Annotated in this window: 17 protein-coding genes; 10 read left to right on the top strand and 7 right to left on the bottom strand. The window is 55.2% G+C overall.

The window, feature by feature from the left end; translation table 11 throughout:
* Window positions 1-232 precede the first annotated feature (232 nt).
* Complete coding sequence (locus tag D7024_RS05940; RefSeq protein ID WP_125185629.1) at window positions 233-676, top strand: CBO0543 family protein; 444 nt, start codon at window positions 233-235, stop codon at window positions 674-676.
* Window positions 677-711: 35 nt separating this feature from the next.
* On the opposite strand, the gene D7024_RS05945 is transcribed toward D7024_RS05940, so the two are convergent.
* From D7024_RS05945 to D7024_RS05955, 3 genes are read right to left on the bottom strand one after another with little or no spacing between them, the layout of a single operon-like run.
* Entirely contained in the window at window positions 712-954 is a 243-nt protein-coding gene (locus D7024_RS05945) for a hypothetical protein (RefSeq protein ID WP_121452482.1), read from the bottom strand.
* Between the two features lie 13 nt (window positions 955-967).
* Complete coding sequence (locus D7024_RS05950) at window positions 968-1174, bottom strand: hypothetical protein (RefSeq protein WP_125185630.1); 207 nt, start codon at window positions 1172-1174, stop codon at window positions 968-970.
* 19 nt (window positions 1175-1193) lie between these two features.
* Window positions 1194-1502 carry an ArsR/SmtB family transcription factor gene (locus D7024_RS05955; RefSeq protein ID WP_121450969.1) on the bottom strand — a complete coding sequence of 103 codons (309 nt, stop codon included), beginning with the start codon at window positions 1500-1502 and terminating at the stop codon, window positions 1194-1196.
* A gap of 216 nt (window positions 1503-1718) precedes the next feature.
* Between D7024_RS05955 and mtnP the strand changes: the two genes are divergently transcribed.
* The 7 genes from mtnP (at window position 1719) to D7024_RS05990 (ending at window position 9274) form a co-directional block, all read left to right on the top strand.
* On the top strand, window positions 1719-2504 hold the full coding sequence (mtnP, locus tag D7024_RS05960; protein ID WP_121450970.1) for an S-methyl-5'-thioadenosine phosphorylase: 786 nt from the start codon (window positions 1719-1721) through the stop codon (window positions 2502-2504).
* 17 nt (window positions 2505-2521) lie between these two features.
* Entirely contained in the window at window positions 2522-3568 is a 1047-nt protein-coding gene (gene mtnA / locus D7024_RS05965) for an S-methyl-5-thioribose-1-phosphate isomerase (protein ID WP_121450971.1), read from the top strand.
* Window positions 3569-3605: 37 nt separating this feature from the next.
* Window positions 3606-4859 carry an adenosylhomocysteinase gene (locus D7024_RS05970; protein ID WP_121450972.1) on the top strand — a complete coding sequence of 418 codons (1254 nt, stop codon included), beginning with the start codon at window positions 3606-3608 and terminating at the stop codon, window positions 4857-4859.
* A 42-nt stretch (window positions 4860-4901) separates the two neighbouring features.
* Window positions 4902-5585 (top strand): class II aldolase/adducin family protein, encoded by a 684-nt coding sequence (locus tag D7024_RS05975; protein ID WP_121450973.1) that lies wholly within the window; start codon window positions 4902-4904, stop codon window positions 5583-5585.
* Between the two features lie 81 nt (window positions 5586-5666).
* Window positions 5667-6968, top strand: a complete 1302-nt coding sequence (locus tag D7024_RS05980) for an amidohydrolase (protein WP_435374056.1) — start codon at window positions 5667-5669, stop codon at window positions 6966-6968.
* A gap of 26 nt (window positions 6969-6994) precedes the next feature.
* Window positions 6995-8170 carry a class I SAM-dependent rRNA methyltransferase gene (locus tag D7024_RS05985; RefSeq protein WP_121450974.1) on the top strand — a complete coding sequence of 392 codons (1176 nt, stop codon included), beginning with the start codon at window positions 6995-6997 and terminating at the stop codon, window positions 8168-8170.
* Between the two features lie 126 nt (window positions 8171-8296).
* Entirely contained in the window at window positions 8297-9274 is a 978-nt protein-coding gene (locus tag D7024_RS05990; protein ID WP_165859291.1) for a copper amine oxidase N-terminal domain-containing protein, read from the top strand.
* Window positions 9275-9550: 276 nt separating this feature from the next.
* Here the strand turns inward: D7024_RS05990 and D7024_RS05995 are convergent, their stop codons facing one another.
* From D7024_RS05995 to D7024_RS06005, 3 genes are all read right to left on the bottom strand, one after another.
* Complete coding sequence (locus tag D7024_RS05995) at window positions 9551-10372, bottom strand: aminotransferase class IV (RefSeq protein ID WP_243113830.1); 822 nt, start codon at window positions 10370-10372, stop codon at window positions 9551-9553.
* Between the two features lie 72 nt (window positions 10373-10444).
* Window positions 10445-12010 (bottom strand): aminodeoxychorismate synthase component I, encoded by a 1566-nt coding sequence (pabB, locus tag D7024_RS06000; RefSeq protein ID WP_121450977.1) that lies wholly within the window; start codon window positions 12008-12010, stop codon window positions 10445-10447.
* 25 nt (window positions 12011-12035) lie between these two features.
* Window positions 12036-12602 (bottom strand): anthranilate synthase component II, encoded by a 567-nt coding sequence (locus D7024_RS06005; RefSeq protein WP_121452484.1) that lies wholly within the window; start codon window positions 12600-12602, stop codon window positions 12036-12038.
* Between the two features lie 368 nt (window positions 12603-12970).
* Here D7024_RS06005 and D7024_RS06010 point away from each other — a divergent pair, with 368 nt between their 5' ends.
* Both D7024_RS06010 and D7024_RS06015 read left to right on the top strand, forming a co-directional pair.
* Window positions 12971-13684, top strand: a complete 714-nt coding sequence (locus D7024_RS06010; protein ID WP_121450978.1) for a type 1 glutamine amidotransferase — start codon at window positions 12971-12973, stop codon at window positions 13682-13684.
* Window positions 13685-13787: 103 nt separating this feature from the next.
* Window positions 13788-14345, top strand: a complete 558-nt coding sequence (locus tag D7024_RS06015) for an O-acetyl-ADP-ribose deacetylase (RefSeq protein WP_121450979.1) — start codon at window positions 13788-13790, stop codon at window positions 14343-14345.
* A 121-nt stretch (window positions 14346-14466) separates the two neighbouring features.
* On the opposite strand, the gene D7024_RS06020 is transcribed toward D7024_RS06015, so the two are convergent.
* Window positions 14467-16263, bottom strand: a complete 1797-nt coding sequence (locus D7024_RS06020; RefSeq protein ID WP_121450980.1) for a carbon starvation CstA family protein — start codon at window positions 16261-16263, stop codon at window positions 14467-14469.
* Window positions 16264-16570 lie beyond the last annotated feature (307 nt).

The raw sequence follows: 16570 nt of genomic DNA on the forward strand, positions 1-16570 counted from the left end.
TCTCTGGATCGAGGCTGCAAGACCGGGGATCGGTAGATTTCAAATTTACACGGGTTTCACAGCAATTAAGTGGACCTATTAATTTAAAAATAGGTTTGCCACCTGATGGAGGGTATGAGGTGAATCTCTTTACTTTTACCGTTTTTTCTGTTGGGGTGGCCCTGGCCGTGGTCCTGTGGCTGCTGGTAATCAGAATGCTGGAATCGTGAAATGTTAGGGTAGGTATGGGGCTTTGGTCTGGTTGATATGGTTTATCTTTTCACTGGGATTATCTATTTTAGCGGCGGGAAAGAAAGGCTGGCTTCAGTTCTGGCCTGTGGGTCTGGTTGCCCTGGTAGTGGTCTATGTCCTGGACAGCGCCCTTGTCGATTTGGGGGCTTTTTCCTATCATTACGGCGTGCCGGCTTTGGGGGGGCTGCCCTTGCTGTACTTTTTATCCATTTTTCCCAACGGCATTATTTTGGCCCGATTTTACCCGCTCCGGCGCCGCTTGCGCCTGCCGTATGTGCTGGTGGTGGCGGCATTGTTTTTATTTGTGGAGCGGTTTATGATCATCACGGGTAGTTTCCGGCACCTGCATTGGACGCTGGAGTATAGCCTGGTGTTGAATGTAATTGGAATGATCCTGGTTCTGTGGTTGGGAGAGTGGCTGGGGGTGATTAAACCGGGGGAGTAATGTGAGGAAGTTTCCGGGGCAGGCGGTAAGTATAATTACAGCCGGAAGCGGGGGCGCGTTTCCAGCCCGGGCAGAATTTTAGTGGGAGCGAAGGGATTGGCTTCCATAGCTATTATTTCAGTGCGCAGGACAAGCACATGTTGTGTTTCTTCATCCCTCAAACGCATGAAAAGCTCCCGGGCAACCGGGTTGACCATTAGCAGCATTTGTTCATTGTAAAAGGTCTGGCTCCATATCTTGTCTATCAGTACATCGTACAGTAGATCCAGCTTATTCACGGTTTTTTTCACCTCAACGAATGTTTAATTCCTTCATTTCCTTTTTAAGCATGGCAACACGCCGGCGGCTTGTCACGGCAAAGTGGCCAAAGAGTTCCTTTAACTTTTTATCCCGGGCGTTACGGGCTAAAAAGGCGTATTTTGACTGGCGCTTTTGTTCCATATCTATGGCCAGTTTAATGGCATTGTTGAGAACTTCCTTTTCGGTAAGCAAAGACAAGTCAACCACCTCACTATATTTAGTCTTTTCTTTCAAGGCTCCGGTTATGCGCTACAACATTCATTAAGACCTTCATCAAATCTTTGACCAGTTCATTGGTCACGGTATAACAAATTTCTGTTCCTTGGCGCCGGCCCCTGATGATTCCCCGGGATTTCAAAATGCCTAAATGTTGGGAAACGGTGGATTGTGGTAAATCGAGGCATTCTCGCATTCTGGTCACGTTGCATTCGTTGTTGATCAGCCCGTCTACAATACACAGGCGAATGGGGTGGGCCAGGGCTTTCAGGAGTTCGGCCTTTTCCTCGTATTGCTGGAATTTGTTCATAGCATCACCTGCTATCGTTTTATCCATATATTACGATTTTAAAGTAGCCCTTTTTGCCCTGTCAATGATTTGTTGGTGGTTCAATATTTTTAAAAGTCGAAAGGAAAGTGGGGAGGAAGGGCGAATAGTAGGAAAGGTTAAAAAGAAGGCTAATTAAAAACCCGATGGATGGCATGGCTATTCCGGCGGGAAATACTGCTACGGAGGGCTTTCATTATGACTGTACGCATAGCCATCATTGGCGGGACGGGAGTGTACGATCCCAATATTTTAAGCAATGTTCGCCAGAAACGCCTGGAAACCCCCTTTGGTCCGGCCTGGGTAAAGATCGGCACCTACCAGGGCAGGGAGGTGGCCTTTATGGCCCGGCACGGGGAAGACCACTCGGTGCCCCCACACCTTGTTAACTACCGGGCCAACATTTGGGGTCTCAGGCAGCTGGGGGTGAAAAACGTCTTTGCCACGGCCGCCGTGGGTTCTTTGAATCCGGAAATGAAGCCCAAACAGTTTGTTTTCGTGGATCAGTTTCTGGATTTTACCAGGTCCCGGGTTCAGACTTTTGTGGAGAAAGGGGTGGTTCACCTGGACATGACCGACCCCTATTGTCCCGAATTGCGAATGACGCTGGCCCGGGCCGCGCAGGAGCTGGAACTGGAGTATCATGCCAAAGGTATCTATGTTTGTACTGAAGGGCCGCGCTTTGAAACCCCGGCGGAGATCCGCATGTTCCGGCAACTGGGCGGAGACCTGGTGGGCATGACCAGTGTGCCCGAGGTAGTCCTGGCCCGGGAGGCAGGTATTTGTTATGCCACCATTGCCATGGTGACCAATTTTGCTGCAGGTATTTCGCCCACCCGCCTCTCCCACCAGGAAGTGGTGGATGTGATGGCCGAAAATGCAGGCAACCTGCGCCGGCTGGTTATGCGGGCCATTGAGCTTTTGGACCCGGATCGCACCTGCCTGTGTCACGAGTCACCGCTGGATCCCTCGGCGGTGAAATAAAGGAAGGGGTGGGTACCTTGGACACCATGCGCTGGGAGAACGGGATGCTGGTGCTCCTGGATCAAACTAAATTGCCCGGTATGGTGGAATATATCCACTGCCGGGATTACGAAACTGTGGCTGAAGCCATTCGTAGTTTGCGGGTACGGGGGGCGCCGGCCATCGGGGCGGCGGCGGCCTACGGTCTGGTGCTGGGGGTGCTGACAGCGGAAGCTAAAAACCGCGAGGAACTGCTTGCCCGGGCCCGGGAGGTGGCAGACGTTCTTGCCTCCACCCGGCCCACTGCCGTCAACCTTGCCTGGGCCTTGAACCGCCTGCTGGCCCGGCTGGAGGCTTCCATGGCCACAGAGCCGGAAGAATTAACGGAGCTTTTAATTAACGAGGCCCACGCTATTTACCGGGAGGATCTGGAGGGCAATAAGCGCATCGGGCAATTTGGCCAGGAGCTAATTCCCCACGGGGCGAGGATTCTCACCCATTGCAATGCCGGCGCGCTGGCCACTGCCGGTTACGGCACTGCCCTGGGGGTGATCCGGGCTGCCCACGAAGCCGGGAAACAGGTCAGCGTTTATGCCGATGAGACCCGGCCCCTGTTGCAGGGAGCACGCCTTACCACCTGGGAGTTGATCCAGGATAATATACCGGTTACCCTGATCACCGATAATATGGCTGCTTATCTTATGGCCCGGGGTATGGTGGACCTGGTGGTGGTAGGGGCGGATCGCATTGCGGCCAACGGTGACGTGGCCAACAAAATTGGCACCTACGGCCTGGCCGTACTGGCTAGAGAACACGGCCTGCCCTTTTATGTGGCTGCCCCCCTGTCCACCATAGACCTTTCCCTGGCCAGCGGTGAGGATATTCCCATTGAGGAGCGGAAGCCTGAAGAAGTAACCCACCTGGCCGGCATACCGGTGGCTCCCCCTGGAGTTAAAGTGTGGAACCCCGCCTTTGATGTTACCCCGGCGCGGCTGGTTACAGCCATCATTACCGACCAGGGAGTGGCCCGGCCGCCTTACGGGGAAAGCCTGGCCGGGCTGGTGCGGGGTAATGGTGTAGTGTGACCGGTAAAAACATAAAGTTGAAGGAGAGCAGTAGAATATGCAGGATTATCTTGTACGGGATATCAACCTGGCACCCGGGGGTAGACTGAAAATAGACTGGGTGCGGGTTCACATGCCTGTTCTAAATGCCATCCGGGAGGAATTCGAGAGGGAAAAGCCCTTTGCCGGAGTGCGGGTGGCCATGAGCATTCACCTGGAAGCCAAAACGGCTTACCTGGCCGAGGTGCTCAAAGCCGGCGGGGCTCACGTAGCCATTTCCGGGTCCAATCCCCTCTCTACCCAGGACGACGTGGCTGCGGCTTTGGCAGCGGCAGGTATTCATGTCTATGCCTGGCATGGCGCCACCAGCCAGGAATATATAGATCACCTGATTAAGGTGCTGGAAATTCGCCCCCATGTGGTGATCGATGACGGCGGTGACCTGGTTCACCTGCTGCATACCCGTTGTCGGGAACTGGCCTCGGAGGTAGCCGGGGGATGCGAGGAAACCACCACCGGGGTATCCCGCTTGAAAGCCATGGAGCGGGAAGGCAAGCTCCTTTTCCCCATGATTGCCGTCAACGATGCCCGGTGTAAGTTCCTTTTTGATAACCGCTACGGGACCGGGGAATCGGTATGGGCCGGCATCATGCGCACCACCAATTTGCTGGTGGCAGGTAAGACCGTGGTGGTGCTGGGTTACGGCTGGTGCGGCAGGGGTGTGGCCATGCGTGCCTCCGGGTTGGGCGCCAAAGTAGTGGTCTGTGAGGTGGACCCGGTCAGGGCCCTGGAGGCATATATGGATGGCTACCTGGTGATGAAAAGCGAGCAGGCTGCCGGGGTGGGGGATATCTTCATCACCGTTACCGGCTGCCGCGATGTTTTAAGGGGTGAGCATTTCCGGCGCATGAAGGACGGGGCCATTCTCGCCAATGCCGGCCACTTTGACGTGGAGATCAACAAGCCCGAGCTGGCTGCAGCGGCCGTTTCCCGCCGGGTGGTGCGGCAGAACATCGAAGAATTCACCCTGCCCGACGGGCGGCGCATTTACCTCCTGGGGGAGGGGCGCCTGGTGAATCTGGCCGCCGGGGATGGCCATCCGGCAGAGATCATGGATATGTCCTTTGCCCTGCAGGCCCTGTCCGCCCGCTACATCTGGCAGCATAAAGGCCGCCTGGGACCCCGGGTGTACCTTGTGCCGGCGGAGCTGGACCGGCAGGTGGCGGAGCTCAGACTCACCTCCCTGGGCGTTGAAATTGACCGGTTGACGCCGGGGCAGGAAGCTTATATCCTGAGCTGGCAGGGCGAATGAGCTTTTAAAGATTTATGCAACCGCGGGAGGAATCGGTTTTTCATGACGGTGGCAGCGGAAAAGTATAAAGAACAGGTATACAAGATGGGCCTGCGCATGGCCACCAGCGGGCTGGTGACGGGCACCTGGGGCAATCTTTCCGCCCGGGTGCCCAGGGAAGATCTGGTGGTGATCACGCCCAGCGGCTTGCCCTATACCACCCTGCAGGTCCGGGATATGGTGGTTATGGATATGAACGGCCAGGTGGTGGAGGGAGAACGTTGCCCCTCCACGGAATTCCAGCTGCATCTGGCCATTTACCGCGCCCGTCCCGACGTCTATGCCGTGATGCACACCCACAGTGTTTTTGCCAGCGCCCTGGCCGTGGCCCGCAAGCCCATCCCTCCTATTTTGGAGGACCTGGCCCAGACGGTAGGCGATGGTGTGCCCGTGGCCAGCTATGCCCGGGCGGGTACCGAGGAACTGGCCCGGGCGGCGGTGGAGGCTTTAGGAAACCGGGGGGCGGTGCTCCTGGCCAACCACGGCGTTATCGGAGTCGGGCGCAACCTGGAAGAAGCATTTATGGTCTGCCAGATAGTGGAGAAATCGGCCAAAGTTTATGTCTGGGCCGACCTGGTAGGAAAGCCCGCCATCTTACCGCCGGACGAGGTGCAGGCATTGAGGGATTCTTACCTGAACAGTTACAGCCAGGCCGCCATACGGAATTACGCCGTGAACGACCGGTAAAGTATGACTGGCCTGCCGGGACGGTATCAAGTTCTGCCCGCGAAAGTTTGGAAAAGTTTTTGGGGTTTGGAGGAGTTAATAATGGGTATGTTGATCCGCGGAGCTGCCGTGCTGACCATGGAAAAGCCTGAGTCTCTGCTGCCAGACGGGGAAATAATTGTTGAGGGGCAGTATATAACCCATGTGGGTCCGGCCGGGAGCGTTTCCCCGGAGCGCACCTTTGAGCGGGTGATCGACGCCCGGGGTATGCTGGCCATGCCGGGTTTTGTGAACTGCCATACCCATGCGGCCATGACTTTATTTCGCGGTTATGCCGACGACCTGCCCTTAATGCAGTGGCTGCAGGAGAAAATCTGGCCTGTGGAAGAGCGGCTGGAGCCCGAGGATATTTACTGGGGTACCATGCTGTGCTGCCTGGAAATGATGCGGTCCGGGACCACTACCTTTGCCGATATGTACTTCCATATGGACGAGGCAGCCCGGGCTGTGGAAAAGGCAGGGTTGAGGGCCAGCCTGTCCCGGGGGATGATTGGGCTTTCCCCTGGGGCGGGGGAGGCCCTGGACTACAGCCGCCGTTTTATCCGTGACTGGCATGGCCAGGCCGGCGGGCGCATTACTACCATGCTGGGACCCCATGCACCCTATACCTGCCCGCCCGATTTTTTGCACCGGGTTATGGAAGTTGCTGCCGATTTGAAGGTGGGAATCCACATCCACATTGCGGAAACCCGGGCTGAGATCGAGGAAATACGTCAGAAATACGGCAAAACACCTGTTGTGCTCATGGATGAGGTGGGCCTGTTTGAGTTTCAAGTGCTGGCCGCCCATTGCGTCCATCTCGATGAAAACGACATCCGTATTCTGGCCGAAAAGAAGGTAGGTGTAGCCCATAACCCTGAAAGCAATATGAAACTGGCCAGCGGTATTGCCCCGGTAACCCGTTTGCTGGCTGCCGGAGCGCTGGTGGGCCTGGGCACCGACGGGGCGGCCAGCAACAATAACCTGGATATGATGGAAGAGATGCGTTCTGCGGCGCTGCTCCAGAAGGTGGCCACCATGGATCCCACGGCCCTGGCTGCCTTTGATGCCCTGTCCATGGCCACGGCAAACGGTGCCCGGGTACTGGGACTTCATGATGTGGGCCTGCTTAAACCCGGTTATAAAGCGGATATTATTTTAATTAATCTTGACCAACCCCATTTCTACCCGCGGCATGACCTGGTGGCCCACCTGGTTTACGCAGCCCGGTCGGCGGATGTGGAAACGGTCATCATAGACGGCCGGGTGGTCATGGAGAAAAGACAGGTGCTGACCATGGACGAGGAAGAGGTATACCATGAAGTGCAGAAACGTTCCCAGAGGCTGGTGGGGACAGGTCTTTAAATTACGGAGCAGGTGAAGGTGACTGTATGGCAGTAGTTAAACTGACCCGGGGCCGGCATCACCGGGTCTTAAACGGACATCCCTGGGTTTACCGCACCGAAGTGGAAGATATTCACGGTCATTTTAACCCCGGCGATGTGGTGGAAGTGGTGGATCACCGGGGGCGGTTTGTGGGGCGGGGCTATATTAACCCCTCCTCCCAGATCCTGGTGCGCCTCTTCACCCGCGAGCAGGGGGAAAAGGTTGACCGGGAGTTTTTTCGCCGGCGCTTAATGGCGGCTCTGGAATACCGCCGCCGGGTGGTGCGGCATACCAATGCCTGTCGCCTGGTTTTTGCCGAGGCCGATTTTCTGCCCGCGCTGATCGTGGACCGGTTTGGCGATTACCTGTCCGTGCAGACCCTGGCCCTGGGAATAGACGTGCACAAAGATACGATTGTAGAGCTTCTGGATGAACTATTAAATCCCGCCGGTATTTACGAAAGAAACGACGTGCCGGTGCGGGAACTGGAGGGGCTGCCCCTGGTAACGGGCTTTCTTAAGGGTCCCTTTAACCCATTAGTGGAGATAGAAGAAAATGGGTTGCGCTTTTTAGTGGACCTGGCCGGGGGGCAGAAAACGGGTTATTTTTTAGATCAGCGGGAAAACCGGCTGGCCCTGGAGGGGCTGGCCGGGGGAGCCCGGGTGCTGGATTGTTTTTGCCACACCGGCACTTTTTCCGTTTATGCCGCCCGTTTCGGCGCCAGAGAGGTGCTGGGTATTGATGTGGCGGGCGACGCCCTGGAGATGGCCCGGAAAAACGCGGCCCGAAACGGGTTCGGGCAGGTTTGCACCTTCCGGGAGGGTAACGCCTTTGATGAACTGCGGGCCATGGACCGGGCCGGGGAACGGTTTGACTTGATTATTCTCGATCCGCCGGCCTTTACCAAGTCCAGGGAAGCGCTGGAGGGGGCCATCCGGGGCTACAAGGAGATCAACTTGCGCGCGATGAAGCTTCTGCCTGCAGGTGGTTTTCTGGTTACCTGCTCCTGTTCTTACCATATGACCGAAGAGCTCTTCCTGGAAGTATTGCTGGATGCTGCCCGGGATGTAGGGCGGCAGTTGCGCCTGGTGGAAATGCGCCGCCAGGCCAAAGACCACCCCATGCTTCTGGCTTCCCCCGAAACTTATTATTTAAAGTGTTTTGTTCTTCAAGTATGGTGATAAGATTCTCAAGCGCCTGTTGAAATCAGCAATAATCGGGAAAAAAGGTTGGTTCACCCCTTAAAACTGACTGGCCAATCGTATAAAATGTACGGAAGCAAAAAACAAAAGAATGGAGGGTGGTTCATGAAGAGGTTGAAAAAGTTTTTCTCCCTGGGGCTGGTTACCGTACTGATCTTTTCCCTGGCGGCCGGTGCGTGGGCTGCACCAAAAGGTTGGGGTCAGACCGGCCAGGCCAGAGGACACGCTGAACGGAACATGGAGCAAGAACATGAAAGGAACATGAATGAAGGGGCCACGGTTGAGGAACAGGAAATGAATGAAAAGGAGAAAGAACCGGAACAGGAGAAAAACAGGCTAAAAAAGCAGGAAAAAAAGAAGAGCGTGACAGAACACGTTTATAAGGGTGTAGAAAACGCCCTGCAGCATGTGAAAAACCCGGTGGCCCGGGCCGCTCTGCAGGCCATTTTGGAAGGGAGAAGCGTTGCCCAGGCGGTTTATGAAGCAAAGCAGTACCTTAAGGATTGGAACGACCAGAATGAGATCCTCATCGTAGCCGGGGAATTGAAAGAGGCGCTGGAAGAGGATGTGTCCGCCGATAGCCTTACCAGGGCACAAGGTTATAAGCACCTGGGCGAGATGCTCATTAAGGCCGGAAAAATGGAGGATGCCCGTTCGCTGTTGGAGCAGGCCCTCAGGAACAACCCGGGTGACGATGAAATCTATTCTATCTTAAATAAGGTTTTTGCTAAAGTAAAAGATAATAATAAGGTAAAAGTGTATATAAAAGGAAACATGCCCGTGTTTGATGTGGCCCCCGTTATTGAAAATGGCCGCGTCCTGGTGCCGCTCCGGGTACTGGCAGAGAGCCTCGGTGCCGCCGTTGATTACAAGGACAACACTATTAACATTCAACTCAACAATTCCACCGTTAAACTGGTAGTGGGCAGCGGGAAGGCATTGGTTGACGGAAACCCGGTTATGCTGGAGGTTCCCGCCAGAGTTGTTGACGGACGGACACTGGTACCTCTGCGCTTTATCGGGGAAGGTTTGAAAGCTAAAGTAAATTACTACCGGGAAGGCAATCTTGTGGCGGTAGAATAGTGAATAAAATGCTCACAAAAGCCACCCTGTCGGGTGGCTTCAATTATTATGATACCCAGAACTGGGGCCAGGTTGCCCCGCGATGAGTAAATATTCAGTGAACCCGGGGTGCTGTTACCGGCGCTTCGCAAGTCGTTCGCTCCGGACAGCGCCGCATCCTTGTCATAACGGTTTTACTGAATATTTACTGCGATGAGTACCGCCGGGGTAAGTGGCCTATGCTATGTTTATGGTCACTTACCGTTTATCCGGCCTTTCCCTACATCCACTCCCGGACTATGATATGTGGTCGCTTACCACCGTTTTTATCTCTTCGGTTATGACTCCTGGTTGTCCGCTTCCGATGGGGCGGTCATAAATTTTTACCAGGGGCATTACCATCATTAAAGAATTGGTCAGGAAACATTCGTCGGCATCGAGCAGTTCGTGCGGGGAAACCGGCCGCTCCTGTGCCGCAATGCCCAGCCGGCGGCAGGTTTCCAGCACCACCTGCCTCATGATGCCGGGCAGCAACCCCTGATCCGGAGAGGGAGTAATCACCTGGCTGTTTTTTACCAGAAAGATATTGCTCACTGCTCCTTCTGCCACATAGCCGGCGGTGTTCAAAAAAAGTGCCTCATCCCACCCTCTTTCCCGGGCTTCCTTTTTGGCCAGCACATTTTCCAGGTAGTTTAAAGTTTTGAATTTTACTAGAGGAGATTGTTCATTACGCCGGAAAGATGACCAGCCGGCCCGAAACCCCTTCTGATAGTCCAGGGTGCTGTAAGGCAGGGGGCGGGTGGAGATGACCAGGTTACCGGCGGCTTCGCCCGGGGCCGTTCCGGCGGAAAGGGTTAAACGCAGGGCGCCGTCAATGGTATTGTTTAGTTTTATTGTTTGATGTACCAGACTGCCCAACTCAGTCAGTAACAAGGGCAGGGTCATCCCCAGGGCTGTGCATCCCTTCTCCAGCCGTTTCAGGTGTGCTTCCAGCAACACGGGTTGACCCCTACGTACCAGAATGGTCTCAAAAAGGCCGTAGCCATAAAGGAATCCCTGATCCAGTGCGGGAATTTGAGCGCGGCTTGCCGGTAGAAACTGGCCGTTTATACATATCACGGTGTTCAATTATCTAGTCACCTCACCGCATCCTCGTCATTACGGTTTTGCAGAACATTCACTGATATTCTATCACCGGGTTGAACGATGATCCTCATGCACCACCGGCCTGACGGCCAGGGAAGCGAAAGCCTGCCGGTCATCCAGACCCAGCGCCCGTACCAGTGCCCGGGCCTTGTCCAGCGTTTCTACGTACTCCATGTAAGGATCTGAATCAATGGTAATGCCACCGCCAACCTGGAAATAGATTTGTCCCCCTTTAAATATCATCGTGCGGATCACTATATTTAAATCGGCGTTACCGTCAAAGCCGATGTAGCCGATGGAGCCGGTGTAAATACCCCGGCGTACCGGTTCCAGTTCCTCAATGATTTCCATGGCCCGGATCTTTGGCGCCCCGCTGATGGAGCCGCCGGGAAAGGCCGCCGCCAGCAGGTCCACCACATCTTTATCCGGGGCCAGTTCCCCTTCCACTGTGGAAACCAGATGAAATACGGTGGCGTACTCCTCCAGCCGGTAAAGTTCCGGCACCCGCACCGATCCCGTCCGGCAGACCCGTCCCAGGTCGTTGCGCTCCATATCCACAATCATCACCAGTTCGGCCCGGTCTTTTTCACTGTTCCACAACTCCTCCCTGAACCGCATATCGCTGGCCGGGTCTTTTCCCCGGGGGCGGGTTCCTTTAATGGGCCGCGTTTCCACGTGGCGGCCGGTTACTTTTAAAAAGCGTTCCGGTGAAGAGCAGACCACCTGGAATTCTCCAAAGTTCAGGTAGGCCGCCATGGGGGCGGCATTGATGGCCCGCAGGCGCCGGTACAGGGGCCAGGGCTCCACCACCCGGGGCAGGGAAAAGCGCTGGGACAGGTTGACCTGAAAGATATCCCCGGCGGCAATGTACTCTTTGGCCCGCTGCACCGCCCGGCAGTAGCTGATTTCGTCAAAATGGGCAAAAAGGGCGGGCGCGTTTCGTTTCCCGGGATGGCTTCCATGGTGAGAGCTGTTTACCCGCGGTATACCCGTGTCGCCGGTATGTGACCACGGTCTCCGGCTTGTTTCTACGGGAACGGTTACCATTTGTTGCCGTTGCAGCCCGCTGGCCAGCAAACTGCAGGTTTCAGCCAGCCTTTGCCGCGCCCGCCGTGCGGCAGCTGCGGGACCGGTTTCCGGAAAACCCGTGGAAACCACCCATACTTCTCCCGTAACCCGGTCTACCACCGTGACCACGTCGTAAAACCCCAGGCAGAGGTCGGGGGTTTGTAAATCGTCCACGGCCAGGGAAGGCATTTTTTCCAGTACCCGCCCCAGGTCGTAGCTGAAGTATCCCACCGCGCCGCCGCCGAAAGGAAGGGGACAGCTGCCCGGGGGCAGGCGATAATGGGCCAGTAAATCTTTGAGCTTTTCCAGAGGGTGGCCGGCTAAAGGAGTGGTTTCTCCTTCCCGTTCCAGCCATAAGCGTTTTCCCCGGGAGCGCAACACCAGAAAGGGATCTGCTCCCATCAGGGAGTACCGGCCCAGTCCCTGGACGATCAACCCGCTGTCCAGCAAAAAGCTGTAGGGGCGGGAGGATAGCCCTTCGAAGAGGGCCAATACGTCTGCTGTTACCGGTATTTTTTTTATTAGAGGTAAACACACCGGCATAATCGATCCGCCCTTTCATTGGGATTCAGGCCAGGGTCAGGAAATTTGCCAGCAGTTTTTTCCCTACCATCGTTAAAATGGATTCCGGGTGAAACTGTACCCCCTCCACCGGATATTCCCGGTGCCTCAAACCCATGATTTCCCCCTGACCGGTTTGGGCGGTAATGGTCAGGCAATCCGGGAGGGTTTCTCTTTCCACCAGCAGGGAGTGGTACCGGGCAGCGGCAAAGGGATTGGGTAACCCGCGGTAAATACCCGTGCCGTCATGGTAGACCAGGGAAGTCTTACCGTGCATGGGCCGGCCTGCCCTTACTACCCGGCCCCCAAAGGCCTGACCGATGGCCTGGTGGCCCAGGCATACGCCCAGGATGGGGATGCGTCCGGTAAAGTGTTTGATTGCTTCCAGGGATATTCCTGCTTCATCTGGTGTGCAGGGACCGGGGGAAATCACAATGTGGCTTGGAAAAAGATCTTCCATTTCCTCCAGGGTCACCCGGTCGTTACGGAATACCCGTACCTCTTGCCCCAGTTCCTGCAGGTACTGGACCAGGTTGTACACAAAGGAGTCGTAGTTATCGATTACTACAATCAATTTGCCACCCTCCAGTATACTGAAGAAAAACCTCAAAATCATACGCACAGTGTGCCTTCTTAAAAAACAAAAAACCAGCCCCTGGCTGGTCCTCACCCCAGAATCTCCGAGTCGTCTCAAGCTCCCCCTGGCTCTTCCCTGCTCAGCTCAAACTCAGCTTTCAGTTGCCAAGGTCAGCTTAGCACAGGTAATTAGCGGATGTCAAGATCGTTGTATCCGGTCCGGGTAAGGCTTGCCCGGTACGTGCGGTCATGGTAATATGGGAAGTAAATACGGCTGGAAGGCTTTGACCGTCACTAAAAAATAGCTGCTATTTCAGGGGACTTTAGGCTAAAAATAATTCAAAAAGCGGACTGGAGGTTTATGACTTGCGAGCGCTGGTAGTACAAAATGTGACCATTGAAGGGCCGGGTCTTTTGCAGCCGGCCATGGAGAAGGAGGGCTGGCAGCTTGATATACGGGTGATGGATCAACCGGGGGCACACTTGCCCGCCTCTTTAGATGACTATGGCGCCCTGGTAATCCTGGGCGGCCCGATGAACGTCTATGAAGAGGAGTCCTACCCGTATTTAAGGCAAGTTGATCAACTGATTAAAGAAGCAATCCAAAAAAGTTTACCCGTGCTGGGTATCTGTCTTGGCGGTCAGCTGATTGCCAAGGCCCTGGGTGCACCTGTTGTCCGCAACCCGGTTCCGGAGATCGGCTGGTATAAACTCCGGCTTACCGCCGACGGTTTGAAGTCGCCCCTGTTTGCCGGTTTGCCGGAAGAATTTTTTGTCTTCCAGTGGCACGGCGACACCTTTGCCCTGCCTTCCGGGGTTTCCCACCTGGCTGCCAGCGAGGATTGTGTTAACCAGGCCTTTTCTTTAGGGCGGCATATCTTTGCCCTGCAGTTTCATCTGGAGGTGAACCCGGAGATAATTAATACCTGGGCCGAAGCTTATGCCGATGAGTTGGAAGAATACGGCGGTCCCGGTGCCGCCGGCCGCCTGGTGCAGGAGACCGCGACTGTCTGGGAGGAGTACCGGCAGGTGGCCGGGCAATTTTTGACTAACTGGATGGCTATTTTGTCGAGGCACTAAAACAGGTGTTTTCAGGTTAAAATAGAACGCGAAAAAGAGAGGAAAACTTTGCCCGAACGCGAATTATTTGGGCAAAGTTTTCTGGTTCCGGGAGGGATTTTTCATGGAGGTGCGTTTGGGTTCAACCTTGCTGCGCTTGATGGTGGGGGATATCACCCAGCAGGATACCGAAGCCATTGTTAATGCGGCCAATTCCAGCCTGATGGGCGGTGGTGGTGTGGACGGGGCCATTCACCGGGCCGGTGGGCCGCAGATCCTGGAGGAATGCAAGCAGATTGTGGCCCGGCAGGGCAGCTTGCCCACGGGTCAGGCGGTAATTACCACGGGTGGCAAATTGAAAGCCCGGTATGTCATCCATACCGTGGGCCCCATCTGGTCGGGGGGCAACCGGGGAGAAGACGAGTTGCTGCACAATGCCTATTATAACAGCCTTTCCCTGGCCAGAGAAAAGGGTATCAGATCCATTTCCTTTCCCTCCATCAGCACCGGTGCCTACCGTTTTCCCATCGAGCGGGCGGCGACCATTGCCTTGAAAACGGTGCGGGACTTTATTTTAGAAAACAATTTCTTTACGGAAGTACGCTTTGTTCTGTTCCGTGAAGATGATTTCAAAATCTACCAGAGGGCCTGGGAAAAGCTTTCCGGTGGAGTAGTAGGTTGAAAAATACAGGCGCCAAAGAGGCTTTTCTGCCTAAAAAGCCCGGGATTTTCCCGGGCTTTTTAGGGATTTTTCCTTTTTTAATGTGGAGTAACCTGTCATGATCTATTACTTATTGGCCTGGTCATGCTGTGGGAGCTTTTTCAAGCGTGTGGGTAACTTGCTCCTTTTGGGAGAGCAGCTTTACCCACGTCCTCACGGAATCGGCGATAATCAGGATAACCATGATCAGCATGATTGCCGAAATGGCTGCCAGCAGGTAGTTATGCTTCGGCAGGTAGTTGATGACAATATTTTGATATCCGGCTGTAATGGTGGTTACTGTCAGGAAGACCATAGGGATGAAGGTGGTCCAGGCATACCGGGCCTTGCCCATCCTGATCAGCATGGTGGTGCCGATAGCCAGGGCCATGCTGCCCAGCAACTGGTTGTTCACACCGAAAAGGGGCCAGATGGTGGAAATGCTGCCGCCGTACAGCAGGTATCCCCAGGCCAGGGTGAAAATACCGCTGGTCAGGATGATGCCCGGCCACCAGTTGTGGTCCTTTAACGGCTTGTATACCGCACCGCCGATTTCCTGCATCAGGTAGCGCCCGACCCGTGTGCCGGCATCAATTAAAGTGAGGATGAACAGCGCTTCAAACATGATGGCAAAGTGGTACCAGTAGCCCATCAGATGCCGTAAGCCGCCGATTTTGGAGAAGATGTCGGCCATGCCCACGGCCAGGGACACGGCGCCGCCGGGGCGGCCGGCCAGGTTTTCTGATACCAGCTGGGAGAGTACGGGCAGGTCCTGTACCTGCATACCCAGCTTGGCAAAGACCTCCGGTGGGCTGTTGATGGCAAAATAATCGGCGGCCGGCAGCACGGTGGCTGCGATCAGGGCCATCAGGGCCACAAAACCTTCCGTTAACATGGCGCCGTAACCGATGGGCAGAATGTCGGCTTCGCTGCGCACCATTTTGGGTGTGGTGCCGCTGGAAACAAGGGCATGGAATCCCGACAGGGCGCCACAGGCAATGGTAATGAACATGAAGGGCCATACTTTACCCGGTATTACCGGACCCCCGCCGGCTACAAACTGGGTTACCGGCGGCATCTGTAAAACGGGGTTGACGATGATTACCCCTGCCGCCAGCAATAACATGGTGCCAATCTTCATGTAAGTGCTCAGGTAGTCCCGGGGCACCAGGAGCAGCCACACCGGGAGCACCGCAGCTAAAAAGCCGTAAGCGGCAATCATCACGGAGAGCTGTTTTTTGGTAAAGGTCAGGTACGGGGCCAGGGCGGAATGCTGGACGACCGGTCCCAGCACCACCCCCAGGATGATCAGGGTTACGCCGATCACAGTTGCTTCGGCAATGCGTCCGGGACGGAGCCACTTGAGGTAGATGCCGATGAACAGGGCTATGGGTATGGTTACGCCGACGGTGAAAGTACCCCAGGGGCTCTGGAAGAGAGCGTTGACTACAGACACGCTGGCACCCGCCAGTACAATGATTAACAGGAACAGAATGGCTACGGAAGCCAGCCAGTAGGAGAAATTACCCACTTCCCGGCGGGCTATTTCGGCTAAGGATTGTCCGTCGTGCCGAATGGAAGCAAACAGAATGACCATGTCGTGGACTGCGCCGGCCACCACGGCGCCAATGAGAATCCACAAGAAGCCGGGCAGGTAGCCGAACTGGGCGGCCAGGACCGGACCGATAAGGGGACCGGCGCCGGCAATAGCAGCGAAATGGTGGCCAAATAAAACCCAGCGGTTGGTGGGCACATAATCCCGGCCGTCATTATGCGTTTGGGCAGGGGTGGGGCGATTGGTATCCAGGGCTAAAACCTTTGCCGCCATAAAGGCACCATAAAAGCGATAGGCCAGTACAAATACCAGCGCAGCAATAATTACCAGTGTTAACGCATGCAAGTCCCGTTCCCTCCTTTTAACACGGTGTTTTTTTATTTGTAAAACCGGCCGGTTCGCTTAAATTATAAAGCCCTCCCTTTCACCAGGTAACAAGAACTCAATCAACGGAACAAAAAAGGGGTTCACCGGAAATATGGTGCCATAAACAGAAAAACTCCACCGGCGGTGGAGTTATGCAGGCGTAAATATTCAATGAACCTGGTTGGATGAGACGCTGTCCTCGCTCACTCCAGTGCTTCGCGCCGACAGCACCGCGGCTTGCTTCGGGCCGCCCAGCACTCACTGAATAAGCCATTCTGCGAAGGCC

Source organism: Desulfofundulus salinus, assembly GCF_003627965.1.
Taxonomy (GTDB): Bacteria; Bacillota; Desulfotomaculia; order Desulfotomaculales; family Desulfovirgulaceae; genus Desulfofundulus; species Desulfofundulus salinus.